Below are 17119 nucleotides of genomic sequence, written 5' to 3' on the forward strand. Positions count from 1 at the left end.
AAAAACGTTATGTTTCAGCGAGTTATTCCTTAAAAAAACTCACTGCTTCCATTTTTTGTCCGGCACAAAGCGACCCAACCTACAAACAGATAAATATAATATTCTCTTAATAATTAAATAATAAAATGGCGCTTTCTTCATCTCCACGAGAATAGCAATGACTTTACCCAATTCCAATAAAACACAAGATCTTCAAACACTTGGCCAGATCAAAGAACTACTGGAAAATTGCGCTAAAGAAGAAACATCCGACTACACTGCCCTGTTTTACAAAATTGCCGAACTTACAAAAACAATTACCTATAATGATAGATCATCAGACTGCATCCGTAACAAATATGGCTCAGTGGATCGCAGTAAAAGTGCAAAAACCCGCGTTGAAGGAATTGATTTTATCAGCCTTGCCGTAATTAGCCGGATTGATTGCAATGATAATTTTTTTCAAAGCGCTCTCCCTGAGCTGAAAACCGAATTTCAACAACTGGCAGAGAAAATTGGACTGATTATTGCTGAAGAGGAAAAGACGGCTACCAGCAAAAATGCCTGGTTACAAATTCCAGCCGCCAGACAACTTTCTTCTATTATCAAATACTACCATATCCCTGGTGTAGTTAACCGCTTAATCAATTTATGTACCGATGAAAAACTTGCCCTCCTTAATTGCAAACACCGGGAACAACGTTATGCATTGGGCCGGGTGCTGACAAAAATCGGCGAATCCTGTAAAGAGTTTTTTGATTTTAATCCACTGCCTCCAAATCCTAAAGGCTCTAAAAAGCAGCCGCAAAAAACAATCCTGAAAGAATTTAAAGAAATCCGTGATACCTTTGGCCATACCTATGCTGTTATGTACTATGATCATAACGAGAAAGAATTAAATGAGCTACGAGATTTAATCCAGACATTACTTTTACCCGAGCTGAAAAAAATCGATGACCAATTAAAAACCAATGCCGCTCAACAAAATTTTAACACGCTGACATTAAACGAAATCTCATCTGAGAAAGAAAAGCAGCTAACAAAAATTAAAGCTTCATTTGTCAGTCATGAAAAGACTGGCACAAAAGACAAACCGACTCAAGCGTCAGAATCTGCAGCCAAAGCCAAGCCAGTCAGAGTCTGGGAGCATGTCCGTGAATTTGCAGGTTTAAAAAAACAAGTTGAAAAATGGGAACAAAACTCACCTAAAAGAACGCCTGCCAAGAACGCGCCCTTCCTCAAGAATCTGCAAGATAATGTCGTAAATTGGAATAAGCATTGTCTGGAAGAACTTAAAATTACTTCCGAAATACCAACAATTCAATTAATTGCCGAACTGGAGGTTAAATTAAATAAAATCTTTCCGCCTACTGTAACCCCTGCTCCTGCAGCCCCTGCTGTTGAAACGCTGGCTCAAACCAGTAAACCTGCGAACAATGGCCTGGAAATACAATACAGGCAATATCAATCCCGATTAAATCATCTCGAACGCGAATTGGATTATCTGGAAACATTGCTTAAAAAATCAGCAGATTCCAGGTTTTTTCACGATGCAGTTGAATTTTCGCTTGCCAAAGCAGGTCAGTTAATCCGGGATATTCGGGAAATAAACCAAAAACTGCTGGACGCAGATGCTCCCAGGAAGACTCTGGAATCAATGTTCAAGACCGTACACTTACGGAATATGCTAATGCATGAACTGTCCTCCGAAAAACAATTCAATGAATTGGAACATGCATTGTTAAGGGTAGTATTGCCAATTAAAGAAGAAATTCAGGCATTACAGGTTAAGTCCTCCGCTACTCAAGTAACCCCTGAAGAAAAACGCACTTTGGCCAAAGCTTACCTGGTTCTGGAAAAATTTGATGAAGCAGAAAAACTCTATAATGAAGCATTTACCGCACTTTGTCCGGAGCAGGTTGATATCCAACAGATGAACCCTGAAGCGTTTAGTATTCTGTTCGATCTATTCCGTTTATATGCTCGCCACGAAGAAGTTGCTAAAAGAGAGCAAGACGATAATATTCTGACAGAAATATTACAAAAAAAACGGGAAATGTTTAAAAAACTAATTAAAATTACTGATGTTCCCACCGATCATGTGCCTGATGCCATTGTCAGGGAATATATGGTGCTGTTTATGTGTAATGTGCTTTATACTTTAAAGGATCCCGAAACGGCAATAATGAACGATGAGGTTCCCTATTTAGAACTGATAAATGCCGTATTAGAAGATCATATCTTGAGCTCAAAGATCCAATCAGCCTGTGTGAATTTCACTCATGGACTCGCTATTTACAATCTGGCTAAAAAATCCAGGAGCGCTCAATTAATTAAAGAACGCATACAACAATCACAGGTTCCGTTAACTGCTATTCATTTGGCAACCGATTTAACTTTTCATTATTATTTACCAAGGGTCAGGGTGGGCGCAGCGCTAATGTATTCGGCCGCCTTTTTGTTACGCCTTGCTCCTGAGGGTGGGGAGCGCTCTCCAGCTCTTGATGCACTCTATCTCGCTATTCTAAACAATTTAACACCTGCATTACTCGATTCCCATGATCCGGCCTGCATTTTATATGCGCCGGAAATTCATAACGAGCTTACTCAACTGATGAGAAAGCATATTGCCCGTTCAGATGATAGTATAATCAAACCCTTTATGCAGCCGGAAGAGTTTCACCAGCTCTATTCCCAAGCAGTGGCAACCTGCAAAGATCTGCAGCGCTTTCAAGCGGAGCATGGCAATAATATTGGTCTTGCTATGCATTTCATTACTATAGAATATGGCTTAAAAAAATCTGATGATGAGTTGACGGATGCCCTGTTGGATTTTAAGGATTCTGCTAATTATCCCTTGTTTCTTGAAATAAAAGCTCAATACCAATTAATAACCGGTAGCGAAGTCTTATTTAAACAGGATAATATTAATGACTATGACTGCATACCCATTACTACAGTAGAAACCCATGAAAAAATCGTGCGAAAAATGCTAGCAGATCTTGAATGTGCCGAATTAACAAAAGCACATTACGAACGAAAAGGACTCCTGCTTTATACGCTTAGCCGGCTCATCACTATTCTCGCAGAACATTATAAGCAAGATCGTAACGATGAAATTTTTGCATATATTAAACAAAGTTTAGAATCCTATTATAAGGGTACATTTACCAAATCGACCTTTTCGTTAGTTTCTGATTTAGCGCTCTTTATAGTTAGTAATCAAGGATATCAGGGACTAAAATCCGTTCAGCAATATCTCGAAAAATTCCAGAGGGAATGTAAAGTAAGAAAAACTGACCACTTTAAAGCAATGTATCCCATTGAGCTGGTGCTCTGTTTTGTTTACAACAAGTCAGGTATCAAGAAAAAAGAAGCCGAGCAATATTATAAACATGCTGATAAAGATAATCGTACTCTTGTCCGCAAAAGAGTGTTGAACGAATTACAGGAAGCCCTGAATAGATTTGGCAAGTCAGCCCAAGATAAAGCCAGATTATCTAATAACCGTCATGCGACTTATTCATCTTTAAAAACCTCGCCTGACAAAGCGCAAAAGGCGGCATGCAGCTCAAGTGCCGGCCCAAGGCGATAAATCAGTTTTTAACTTGTTGGGTCAAAACGACCCAACCTACAAAAATTGTCCGGCACAAAAGATAATTTTAAATTCCCTTCATTAAGTTAATCTCAAATTAAGAATTACTTGTTATACTTTATTTAGTCAACTTAATTTGTCAGGTGGATTATGTCCCGTAACAGAGCCGGTATTTCGGTATTCGATACACAGTCACGAATTGCAACTGCTAATCAATACAAGGCAAGCATGAACTTGCCTGATAAGGTTAACTGCGGCGATGTCTTTAATACTTATAGAGAAAGTCGCGTTGCATCCCTTACCGGATTTGGCGACATTAAACTGCCCGGCGGTAAAACGTTGGAAAGCAAGCTTAATGCGGATAGTACGGATAAAGCGGCCGTAACGGCACTTAATAACCAGATTACCACGAGTCTTCAGGTGGATGGCAAGTTAAGAGAATTCCAGGCAACTTACGAAGATAATATTGCTGCGATTGGCCGCATCATGAAAAAACCAAATGGATCATCTTTTAGTGTTGAAGCCATAGCAGGCAAGATTCAAAACCTTAAAAGCGACAGTGTAAAAGCATTGGAAGCGCAACAGAAGCATGAAAGCGGTTTGTTTGAAGCAATGGTAAAAAACCCTGCTTTTCTAAATAACCTGAAAGCAGTTACTGGTGCAACCGATGACCAGGCAGGCAAAATTGTCAAGGATATGCAGGAGCAGCTGAAAAAAGCGCATGCGGACCAGAAAGCGCAGATGGATAAAGCATTCAGCGACGAGGTGAAAAGGCTTCATGACGAAGCAGACAGACAACGCCGCAGAGTCGCATATTTTGGAACCTTTGTTAAACATGCAAAGACCTTGGAAATAAGAGATGAGATTTTAAAAAAAGCAGAAGCGAAAATGGCCTCAACGTCTCAGGCTACCACAGTCCAAATTAATGTAGAGGACAAAAACACGCAAGCGATTTTCAAAAATCTGGAAATTAAGGATCTTGATTTCATCCAATCCATCAGCGGCAATAAAATTGAAAAAACCGCAGATGGTTACCAGATGAAGATGCCTGCATGGGGTATGTATTACCATGGATCAGATGACAAAATTGCCTATGATTTCACGACCATGGCAGCAACCATTAAAGCCGCTAATGCGCCGACAATTGAAATGACAGTTAACTATCCGCAAGATCCTGAATATGCCATGGAACTTGGCCGCAAAGCTGCTGAAGCCTGTGTCTTTGCCGGTTATAGCATGGATGAGCCGCCAGATGCGAAAGATCCCAAAGATCAGAAAAAAGCGGAGATTACCATTATAGTCAATGGCCAGCGTAAGAAGCTTGATGAACTATTTGCCGGACATCCTCAGCAGCTGGGACAGCTCAAAGCTGATGCCAAACGCCTTATGGATGAGCGCACTGCAGCGCATGGTAAACCAGCCAACACTCAGGAAGTTAAAAAACTCGATCAGGAAATTGCTCAGGAGACTAAAAGATTCAAAGATGCCGCTGCTGGAAATCGTGCTGTAGAACAAGCTGCAGAGCAACAAAATACGTCCAGACCCGGCGCTCCGTAGCCTCACTGCCATAAGTTAAGGATATTGTCATTCCCGCGAAGGCGGGAATCCATTTCTCAAGTTGGCTCCTTACCTTGCTTGATAGATGGATCCCCGCCTTCGCGGGGATGACACATTTTATTAACTTAATGGCAGGGACCTGGGCCCCTCCTCTGCTCAAAAAATTCCACTGTTATTTAAAGCGTTTTTTTGGTATTTTACCCAAACAGGTTATGCCTTTTCCATTATAGATAGCCTCTACCAAAGCAAAGGAGTATGCGATGAGTAATCAGCATTTTGACGATTTGGAAGCTGATATTAATGACGTTCCTGATCAACCCGAAGAACATACCGATAACAACCGCTCAACCAAACTGGAACGACGCCGCCGAATTGAAGATTTGTTTGAAGAAAGACGGCTGCGTGAAGAGCTGAGTGAATTCGAGTTGATATAATTTTCCCTTTCCTGCTGCTTACCCGCGCTTTTGCACCGGTAAGCAGGCAATCTGCTAATACTTCCTTAATTTTTCTCCTTTATAATTACCTGAGTGTTTCTTTATGAAGGATTTGTCATCGTGTACGAAAACAGTATATTAAACATCAAAAGCCGGGTCCTGGAATCCCTGGAAAGTACTTTAGAAACTGCATGGCTAAAAGCACATCGCGATATTATCAATAAAGAAACAGATAAGGAATTTCAAGAGCAAAAGAGCGCAAATCTTAAACAATATCAATGCGATAGAAATCATCCGGATGCAGTGCTATACCCGCATACCAGAATCTATGTCCAGGCACGCCACCATGCTCTGATAGAGCCCGACAGAGAGTCCATATACAACGACAAAAAAATGTCTTATCGCCACACATATATTGAATATTGGACTCACCAACTGTCACAGCGATTTTCTGATCAGCTTGATGCATTTCAACCTGAGGAAATCCTGACCAACTTATTTAAAAGACACCCTTGGTTGGAAAATGATCCGTCAAAGCGCTACCTCTCGACTTATGCCACTTTGTACCTTAATCATATCTTTTTAAGCATGCTCGAACAAAAATTACATACCAGGATAAACCAATGGGAGGATTTAAATCTGGACCAGCTTAAAAATCCCAACACCTTTAGCTGGAAACCTCTTGAATTCGCTGATTATCAGGCTTTCACTGAACTATTCCCGATTTCCCGATTAAATTTGCTCTACAATAACTCGGACATGTTTAGGGACTACCTCACCCTGCCCAGAACGCAGAGCTCCGAATTACTTGATTACACACTTGGACGGATAGATTTATATCGATTGCTTCTTAACAATTATCCAGAAGCGATGAGGTGTAATCTAAACGCATACACAGCCTGTCCAAAGATTTTACCGCTTGATATGCATGATTTCACAACAATGCCGCAAGCGCTGAGGGAGGAGGCAGAAACAATTCTGCTAAATACTAGCGAAGAAAATGCCCCGGAATGGATTGCCCTGCATAAGGAAAATGGGTGCTGGACAGCTTATGTTCCTGTAGGAACTGATATCCCTGATACCATCAGGCATCTGGTCAGAAGCGTCATACCAGTCAATTATGCTGAAAACAACCAGCTGAATTCGCTGAAAAATTTATCAGCAAAGAATATCTGGCACGCTGTTTTATTGGGCCGTGTTCTGCCATGGTTAAGAAATAACCGAAGCACCGAGCTTCGCACTTTCCGCAACAATGTTCCAGCAGATGTACTTTTACAAAATGTGATGGAAAATTGCTTCTGCTCCAATCAGACCGGCGAGAAAGAGAGCCTGGCAAAAGCGTTTATAAATCGCAAGCCAATGTCTAATCAGACAGTGGCCCAAGTACTGAGTAGCATACGGCTCGACAATCTGGCGGTACGCAGGAGAATGGCGTCCAGTAGACACCAACTCCCAGGCCCAATATCAGAATCTGAATTATTGCTTGGTAACATCGATGAGTTAACCGGTATCGTAACAAGTGAGAGCCTGCTTTCCAATTTTGATAAAAAACGTATTGTAATTTCCCCCGATGCAGCCCGAATATCGCTGTTCCATAATCAATATGATACGGCGATCCAGGCCATGTATCTGGTTTATCAAAATAATCTGACCCGTTTGTCCTTTTCGCCATTAGATAATTCTGTTAATAGTTTAATGCAGGATCATCAGAGGATCTTCAGGAAACTGGTTAAATACAATGCTAATCTGCAAACCATCATACCAACACAAAATCCCCGTCAGTTCGCAGATTCGTACGCCTATCCCATGCATTGCGCCGCCAGAAACCGTTTTTTAAAAGCTCGCAATCCGGCTTTTGTGAAAGAAGCAGAAAAAAAGGTTGCAATGCGTAAAATGCTCTGGCTGAACACCGGAAACGAGCTTGTTAAATTCTTTGAACAACATGGCAAGGATATTGATCTGGACTTCATCAACCGTGCCATAGAATTTAAAACCCAATGGGCGGCAGAATCCTGTGATTATAAGCTAAAGCCGGATGATCAGGCATTATGGGCGTTCTTACAAATCGCACAAATGGGAAAAGACGGAATCGATACTTTATTTGAGAGCTTGGAGACAAAAGCAACAAATTGGGAGTTCATACAACAAGAGCCTGCGCCAAAATTGGCTTGTACTTTGGATTTGAACGGTAGCCTCGCGACAAATCCTGTTGAATATATTAATTATCTAACCGCGAAGATTATTCAATTTGATACGTATAGAAAAGGATGTACGCCGCTATTTTCACCTTTATCGCTGATTTTACCAGACACATTGAATGCCCAGACTAGAATAGCGTTAATTAACTTGCTCGAAACGCTAAATAACCGCCGGCAACAATTTCCGGAAGAAAATAATGAAGTCATTTTCTATAACATTCAAAATGGCGCGCCTGACAGCAAAGAGCTAATCAGCGACCTGGAGCGATTGGCAAATAATAATTTTCAGGTCGTTATCCGAATACCTGAATGGGATCGCGATGCCTATAAAAGCGAAGAGAACAAAAAAAGCAGCTTAAAAGCTGATTATCGCAAAGTACAGAATAAAATTCTGGATAATCAACGTAAAACCTTCAATCGAAAACTGCCTCATCAAACTAAAAATGTATACGCGGCAGCCAACGGTACACTTGTACCCGAACTGGTTATTGATGACAAACTGGCAAAGCTGCCGCAACCCTGGGATGGTGATGATGTCATTTACCCGCTTACTTCCCAGACACCTGGAATTCAACAACAATTAGAACAACAGGTTGAACAGGAGTTTGTTCAGGAGCAGGAACAAGAGCAAGAACAAGAGCTGGAACATGATTATGAACTGCAAATTGGCGTTTACAGGGGCAGTGAAAGCGATTTGATTACCCGTTACAATATTAACGAAAAATGCCGCGCTATCTGGGCAAAAATTCCGGAATCGATTAAAAATAAATCCGGTTATGAACAGGAAACGTTACGTCAGCTCTTCTCACTTTGGGTTGGCAGTGAAAAAGACGCATCCCTTGTTATTGAGCAAATGGAACCGGCAGCCGTTCAAAAAATTATGGAAAATGCACCTAAATTCAGGCAAAACCTGGCTAAGGATAATCTGCCGGCAGGATTTTATCTTTCATATTTGCCATTCTCTCAAGGTCTGGTGTTATGCTTTGATCCCAAACGCGAAAAAGAAGACCTGTATCAATCTTCGCAATTAATGATAAAGCATCAAAATCCATTCAAAATCGAGTTACACCAACCCAAACCGGCAATGGTATTTAAAGGCGATTATCGTCAGTTTTCATCAGTTACTTCTAATGCTGATTGGCAACAGACCTTGTGGAAATTTATGGCGCTGGAAGACAACGATCAGGAGCGTATTAATAATGCCAAAGCTATTATTATGCCCGAACACCCTGATACGCCTGCCAGTGATCTCTCGCCGCTCATGCAACGCCTTGATATAGAGCAGACTTTCAAAGCGCCAGGCGATCTTGCTCTTTGTTTTACCTGTCTGGCGTCATGGGCCAAACAAAAAGGCGCCTCGGAAGACGTGATAAACGCATTATTTACCATAGAAAGTCCAACTGCGCTTAGTGAAGAAAACCTGAAAGGATTTGGCCAACTATTTAATCAATATGATATCCAGAACAACGGTGAAGAAAAAAACGGCAGCGAGCATTGGCTCTTTATTGCCGACCAAATGGTCAAAACATTTAGTGCGCAACATCTTGCTATCTGGAAAAAACGGTTGCTCGACCCCTCAAAAAACTGGTCTGAATTGCTTGAAAAACGTGAAGTCGATGCGGTTGCGCTCAGTATTACAACCCTTAAAGGCAAGTCGTCAATCTTTCATGACATTTGGTGGAAGCTGGTTGATTGTCATGGTGAAGCGACAGGCCATATGCGCTACTCTCAACTGTGGTATGCCTTCCAGAAAGTCATTAAGTTTTGTGAAGACAGGGATCTGGAACTTAATAAAGACGTTCTCTTTAAATACCTTACGAATACTCCAAACTTTAACGCCCAAGTATTCCTTGAACGGCTGCATTGGACATTAACCCGAGCTGCTAATCAGTTAGACAATGATTTTGCCATGCAATCCATTTTAGATAACATTGACCAGATTGATTGGACACATAGTGGATTTTACTATGCCGCCCGTTATCAGAACTACCCATTCTGGCATAATGATCTGGGACTAAGCCAACTCAAAACAACTGATGCTGGCAGTGCGCCCGGTTATACTGTTATCTGGGATCAAGGCCGGAAATTATCCGATCCATTAACCCATGCCAAACGGTATGTTAACCAACGCGCACAATTCAGTATCAGTAAGTATGAACAATTTTGCGAGGCTTTAAACCAATGCTTTGACAGTGATACAGTGGATGCCGGCCTTATCCGTCTATTCACTGCCTGCTTTACTGTGGGTTCAGATAATATCCGCGCGCTCAATATAGAACAGGCAAAATCAACCCTTGAAGAATTAGGTCAAACTAACTCAAAATGGCAGCAATGGCTTAATGATGCAATCCTGCTTGATGATGAGATTGTTGCGCACACCATAAAATTGCGCTTTCAGGATATGCCTGTCTTCCTGGAGTTATTATCCCAATCTCCCATACAATCATCCATTGATATGTATTTGCGGACACCCATTGATTTTATTAATGCCTGTGGACGGGCATTCCTGTGTTTTGAAGGAAACAATGCCGAGGAAAATGTAAAACTGTTATTCCAGTATGCAGCCCAAATCCAGGATCCGAACGCTACGCTTCTGACTGCTTACCCATGGCTGATTACAGAACAACAAGCAAGCGCCAATTGGAAAGATCCGTTAGCGGTAGCTTACGATCTTTCGAGCGACGCCTTGATTAGAGCCGAACTGGAAACTTTGCTGAGACAATTACAATCAATCAATTTCAGCAATACTGCTTTTAACCGATTGCCAAATACAGCAGCGTTGACCAGAGCGTTACTGGAAATAGCCAAAGAACCAAACGCAACCAGAGCGGCAAGTAAAAGACGGGCAATTATCAGTGACTGGGTTAATCAGGGAATTGATATTGTCGATCAGGAATCAGCTTATCGCCATCTGACTGGGCACGAACTGAATGAAAATCAGATTTACCTGACTATGAAATTCAAACCGGGTTTTAAAAATCAGAATCTGCAGTTATGCCAGACATTATTTAAGAAATATATTGTAGTTGAAGCCAGTTTAGATGTTGAAAATCAGATAGAAAAGTTTCAGCGGCTGCTTATTCAGCTAGATAACAAAACCCACTATAACGAAGTTGGACAAATTCTGGGTTTATTAATTGAAAAAGCCAAATCCGGCAATCAAACCCGCCGTTATCCACTGACACAATTAACCAGCTGGATAAACGCATTGCTTGAAATAGATACCTACAATAATGGACATTATCCGACCAATGTCCTCAGAGAAATTCTGAATGATGCCGTTAGTAAGCCGAACTCAAGCTTGTTAAACCGCGACTTGTTGAAACTTCGGGAACAAGCCGATCAGACATTGCAAGGCTTAATTAAGAAGATTACTCAAACCCCTATCTCTGCCCAGTATAAACATGCTGTATCGAAAATAGCGATTAAATATCAGCATACGCCCGATTTAGTACAAAGGGTAATTGATTGTTTTGTCAAATTAGAGCAGCATAAAGCCGCCCCGGCTGTACTGTCAAAATTTGTTCAAGTTCTTGAAAACATTTGCAGTAGCGTGCCCAAGATCGACAACTTGGAATGCTCAAGACTCATTAAAGATTTTACAGTGCAGATTACTGATCTTGAGCACTGGCTCCCAGGGCAGCAGCAACGCTTCAAAACTATCTGGGAACATAGCCAGATTAAGCTGATGTCGATATATAATGATGACAAAGTATCCTACTTCCACTGGCACACTATACCATCATGTGTAATCCCTAAATTGGCAAAGAGCAGAATGGTTCTTGTATTGGCTACCCAGAATTGGGATGCGGATCAGAAATTATTTTCAACTGTAGCTGAAAAACTGCAAAAATTACCAGATGACGAGCTATCCAGGCTCGTTGAATACATGGATCAAGAGCCTGTTCCTTCCATTCCTGTATTGAATAAGCTGCTGGATCTGCCTGTTTGCCAAACCACCGATGGCTTAATCCATCAATTTGAAACCATTGAGCAAAACCTCAATTCCGATGGAACAACCAAACGCCATTACAGTACTACAGAAGCGGATAAGAACAGCCTTGAGCGGGTACTTTCCGGGATTAAAGAAAAAGGCAGAGGATATATTGGGGAAGAAAGATGCCAGCAGCTACTCAATTTACTGGATTACCTGAATGCCTATAGCCAGGCTACCCGTCTTGCTTCACTGCCAATGCCGCAATTACAAGCCAAATTGGATAAAGCCCTGTCTGAACTCAAAGAACCAGGCATCGACGCTCAAAGCAAACGGTTTGCATCGGCCCGTGTTTTGGCTTGCATGCGTGAAATATTGCTGCGTAAGTCAGGAAAATGGGCAAACCATACCCAAATGCTGGATTTGATTTATGCTGCTTTAAACAATGATGCCAGCCTTATCCATCAAGTTAAAACCGGAGAGGGCAAAAGTATCATTACCATTATGCGTGCTGCCTATCTCGCATTAAATGGCTATGTGGTTGATATTTTTAGTGCAAAAGAAAGCCTGTCGCGCCGTGACCATGAAGAATTCGCACCAATGCTTGACGCATTAGGAATACAAAACAGCTATATCACGGCCAATTCGGCTGCCGGTCACTATAAAACCGGTTCTCGTAATGGCAAAGGCGCCATCAACAACTTAACTGCCGGTAATTCCGCTCTGTTCCACTCAACCCATATCTGGAAAGGTATAACCGCTCTTGATTTAAATCCCGAAAAACGGGTTGCTTTTCTTGATGAGGCAGACCATGTCCTTAATGAGAAAACCCAATTCAACTACTCGGACAACAACGACAGCGACAGGATTTATAACCTTGATGAGTGGGTATACCGTCTAACATACGACTATTATCAAAAAAATAAAAGCAAGTTCATAACCAATGATAGCGGCGCTCTGATTGTAAGACGCAATACGGAACTCAAGGAACTATGCAAGCTGTTGCAAGACTCATTAAAATGCAGTCCGAAACAATCTCAATTTTTCAATAAATACATGGTTCCCGCCCTAAGCGAGAATCCCGATGCAATGAAGCAGCGTGACGAGCAGTTAAAGCAATTACTAACCGCTGCCCATATCGCCTCAGGATTACAGGAAGGCGCTGACTTCTGTATTATGCCTGAAACCAAGACTGTTACTGGCGGTCTGGTCATTAATACCCGTTTTGCCAAAGTGATGATCGACAACCAAATCAGGCATGGCTCAACTTATAGCGACCTGGTGCATCAGTTCCTGCATATCAGGCTTAATAATGAAGCATCGGAAAAAGGTGAAATGCCGGATTTCTTCGTTGATCCGAACACACAGATTGCCCTGTCGCAAAATGCCAGTTACCTGTTGAAACAATACTATCACAAGATTGAAGGCTGTACGGGAACTGCGGGGGACGCACAGGATCTTGCGGCTTATCTGTCAGTATATGACATTAAAAACGTTATTAAATTACCGACTCATGAACCGAGAAGAGTGACCTTTAAGCCAACGCAGTATTGCAAGACTGAATCTGATTATATCCTGAGTCTTGCTGATATAGTCATGGCAAATAAAAAAATTCCTACCCTGATTACCTGTGAAGATGATATTGCCGTGAAACGCATCTCGGCACAGCTCAAAATGATACTCGCCTACAAAGAGAAAGAGTATGATTTCAGTAAATATATTGAAGATACTAATGACAGCGGCAAGGCGGAAGCAGATGTTGTTCCACTCGCTGGCCGGGCTGGCTCGGTAGTAATCAGCTCCCGTATGGGCCGTGGTACTGATATTAAACCGGAGGTCCCCGAGGGGCTGGCTGTAGTGCGGGCTTATGCAAGCACTCCGCGGATCGTTAAACAGGAAGGCGGCCGGGGCGGCCGTAATGGTGCGTTTGGTACCTGTCAGGAAATCATTAACTATGCAGAAGTTGAACGCGAATATAACAAATTTGATAAAACTGCTAATAAACGTTTAGCAGAAATTTTATCCGAGCAAACACAGCACCTCGATAATAAGATTAAAAAGCATAAAAAAAATGGATCCGACAAATTTAAATGGCTGGATAAGGATGAAAATCCGGATGCCTATAATATGTACCTCAAGACGCGTGCTGTACAACAACTTAAACATGAAGAAAAACAAAGGCATGAACAATACTTGCGCCGTAAAGAGCTGGTGATGGCCGTCTTGTCTGGTAAAAATATGGAGCTGCTCCATGGAGATATTAAAACAACCAGAAAAGCCTATCCCAATTTAAAAGATGCCTGGCTTGAATGCCGCAAACAAATTGAAGCAGCCTGGAACGGGCGGCTTGCTGGCAAACAGTATGAAGATGACCTTGTTTATGAACAATTTTTTAACCAGGCTAACAAATACTGGCAAACCCTCTGTTCCAAGTACCCGGCTCTCGACAAAAACCTGCTTACACAGCTTTCTGATTACAGCAAATATATACCAAGTGCGGTATCTGCCACGCCAGCCCCACAGGAGCAGGCTGAACCAGCTACTGATCAACCCACGCCAGAGACATCTGTTTTGCCCAATGCGATTAAGGCATATCAGACCTGGATTGCAGGCGCTCAAAAGCATTATTTCTCTGATTTGCATCAGCTTGCGGATAAGCAGTTACTTGCGATATACGGGAAACCTTTCGAAACATTTGCCGTAGGAGCAACTCAAAAACGCAAGACTTATTTTTCTGACAGCCTTGCAGGAGATTATAATTATCGTACCAAACTTGTTTCATTGGAACTCTTTTTCAATTCACTATTAAATGCAAGCCGTTCATCAACTGCTGGCGCACAAAAGTTATTTGACACACTGACAGAGATATCATCTCATCCTGGAGCAGGTATTTATAATATCCCTCTGGAAAACGTTGCCGATCTCATTTCATTTTTGACAAGCAAAAATGAGGACAGCGATTATGACAACTATCTGGTTTGTCTGAAACACTTTATGAAACAGCCCTGGTTGCTTGAAAAAACTCCAACAGCAAGAACACCCGATGATTATGATAAAACAGGATTGCTTGCTTCGTTTGTCATGAAAACAGTTACCACCGGCTTTGTTAAGGACGACACATTAACGTTTATCAGTAATTTAAGCGAAGTCATTTATCATCACTACTGGGATAAAGTATCGTTAAATTCCCTGAAAAAACTGGAGACAATATTTGCCTCAAATCCGAAATTTACCCAAATACTTGCAAGCCATACGAATCGTGCAGATTTGGGCGAGATTATCAAACTGCTTTTGGAAAATTGCCCACAGCCTGAAAAAATCGCCCATTTTATGGATTATGTCAGCAAAAATATTGAGGACGAGCTCTTACCAAGTGTATTAATACCCTTATTTCAAATCCATTTTGGCGACAGGTCCCATTCGTTTACAGAAAAATATATCCCGGAAAAACCAACTTTATCGGCCCATCTTGACAAAAAACAGCAACGCGACCTTTGGCATTTCTTCCGTCAACGTCAGCCTGTTGATAAAAAGAGTCATGATGAGCTTATGCTTATCCTGAACGGTCAGGAAAACAATGAAGATTTCAACGACAAACTGTTTAAACCTTTAATTAACTTGCCGCCGTTTATCAGCGTTGAATATATGCTCCATTATTCCCGCTTTAAAATGGGCAAGTACGATGCGCTTGCCAGTGAAGCCTGTTTAAAAGAGATTAAGCAAGCCGGCGACTGCTTTACCCGGGCAATGAGGCAGCATGGCATTACAAATTATGAATCATGGCAAACACGATTCAATAAATTGTCTCCAGCAGAAAACCAGCGCTTTTTTGGTGATGCAATCAGGCATGAAGCCATTAATTCAAAGACTTTAAACGGCCTTGCGAAAGCGTTTATTGCGAAACGACTGACACAAGAAACACTGGCGACAGCATTTATAACGGCTGACAAAATTCATAATATCAGTAACCAGGCTACACGTGAATTTTGTATGAAACAATTTCTGACAGATTACGTTGGCAAACCAGACGGTGCTCACACTCAACAAGTTCTCGCGTTTAAAGAATGGCTTGAACAAGTTGAAAAGAGCGGGTTATTGCTTGACCAGGGCGGATTGCAATGCCTGTATCGACAGCGTCATAACCTCAACAACGTTAAAACCACTTTAAAGGTAATTCAAAACCTGCAAGCTTATCAAAATGAAATCGCAATTGATTTAGATGATTATTACGTTAGCCCTAACTTTGAGCAAACCAATCGTACCTATCTGGCATTCTTTGCCCTTATCAAGGAGGCTGAAAAAGCCGGATTCTCCTTAAACTATTTAAAAAGCCTGAAAAAGGCCTGCTTTACCTCCAGAAGCATTAGGAGTGTTGAGCAATTGAATAAGGTTCTTGAGATTGCCAGACTAGCGCAGGAAGATTTAGTCAAGCACCGTCAATATGGTAAATACTTCTCTCAACTTAATCAGGGGCAGGCGGCCCGTAAAGAAATTATGCAGTTCCTGCACCATGGCTATCTCAATTTGGATGCCGGTTTTCAAACAAGATGCTATCACAGCTTTGAACAAATGGCAGCAGCTGCGGTGGGTATTAAAAACTTCCAGGTATCTGATTGCGGCGGTTTGCAAAAGCAACTACAACAAACAATGCGATTAGTTAAAGAAATTCAACAGATCGCAGCCCATCCGTTTGGGAGGACTCCAGAGACACCGTTCAAATATGTCACTCAGGAAGAAAGGAAGCAAATCAGCGACAAGCATAATGCCTTCTTTAACCAGCAGCGCAAATCCTATGCCGATATGTGGTTTACTAATTCTGCGCGCAAACTAGCCGCCGCCAATTTATTTAATACGATTGAGAGCGAGAGCACGCGAATGAAGAGGAACGTCTCAAATATAGCTACTTACTACAATACTCAGATTAATACGATTCTGGACACTCAAAAGGAGATAATGGACCAGGATAGTCTTGAGAAAAATACCAAAGGTTATAGCAGGTTGTTTAATATCTGTACTCATATGTTTACCGTGATTGCGGCAGATTATATGGCTAACAGCAATATATCGTATGCTGACAAAGCTGATTTGAAAAACAGGATTTCAGAGCAGCTGGTAAATACTGTCCGCAGATTAGGTACAAAACTGCCTGAGAGCTATATAGGCAAGTGGAATGTGATACGCGCCAATGCGAATAATATTACGGAGGTTTTAGGTGCATTGGATAGGAAAAAGATCCCCACATCGTTGAAATATATTGTCGATAACATCGATGGGTTATCCGCCTTGCTCGAGCAACCGGATAATGCAGCGGCGCAGTTTACGATGTAAGGGTTTTGTTGAATAAATAGTACTGTCATTCCCGCGAAGGCGGGAATCCATCCACAAATTAAGCAGCATGCTAGTTTTAGTATGTTATAAATCA

General features: G+C 41.7%; 4 protein-coding genes. All 4 read left to right on the forward strand.

What is annotated here, in order from left to right; all coding sequences use genetic code 11:
• Positions 1 to 157: 157 nt before the first annotated feature.
• The 4 genes from ACFORL_RS12370 (at position 158) to ACFORL_RS12385 (ending at position 17025) form a co-directional block, all read left to right on the forward strand.
• Positions 158 to 3574, forward strand: coding sequence for a hypothetical protein (locus ACFORL_RS12370; protein ID WP_382344503.1), 3417 nt, complete (start codon positions 158 to 160; stop codon positions 3572 to 3574).
• Between the two features lie 150 nt (positions 3575 to 3724).
• On the forward strand, positions 3725 to 5131 hold the full coding sequence (locus ACFORL_RS12375) for a hypothetical protein (RefSeq protein WP_382344505.1): 1407 nt from the start codon (positions 3725 to 3727) through the stop codon (positions 5129 to 5131).
• Between the two features lie 260 nt (positions 5132 to 5391).
• Positions 5392 to 5565 carry a PA3496 family putative envelope integrity protein gene (locus tag ACFORL_RS12380; RefSeq protein ID WP_382344506.1) on the forward strand — a complete coding sequence of 58 codons (174 nt, stop codon included), beginning with the start codon at positions 5392 to 5394 and terminating at the stop codon, positions 5563 to 5565.
• Between the two features lie 120 nt (positions 5566 to 5685).
• Complete coding sequence (locus ACFORL_RS12385; protein WP_382344508.1) at positions 5686 to 17025, forward strand: hypothetical protein; 11340 nt, start codon at positions 5686 to 5688, stop codon at positions 17023 to 17025.
• Positions 17026 to 17119 lie beyond the last annotated feature (94 nt).

The sequence above is a fragment of the Legionella dresdenensis genome (assembly GCF_042649825.1).
Classification (GTDB): Bacteria; Pseudomonadota; Gammaproteobacteria; order Legionellales; family Legionellaceae; genus Legionella_C; species Legionella_C dresdenensis.

Bases quoted from the DNA above. Each gene is read 5' to 3' on its own strand.
- ACFORL_RS12370 (WP_382344503.1), top strand. From the start codon at position 158: ATGACTTTACCCAATTCCAATAAAACACAAGATCTTCAAACACTTGGC.
- ACFORL_RS12375 (WP_382344505.1), top strand. From the start codon at position 3,725: ATGTCCCGTAACAGAGCCGGTATTTCGGTATTCGATACACAGTCACGA.
- ACFORL_RS12380 (WP_382344506.1), top strand. From the start codon at position 5,392: ATGAGTAATCAGCATTTTGACGATTTGGAAGCTGATATTAATGACGTT.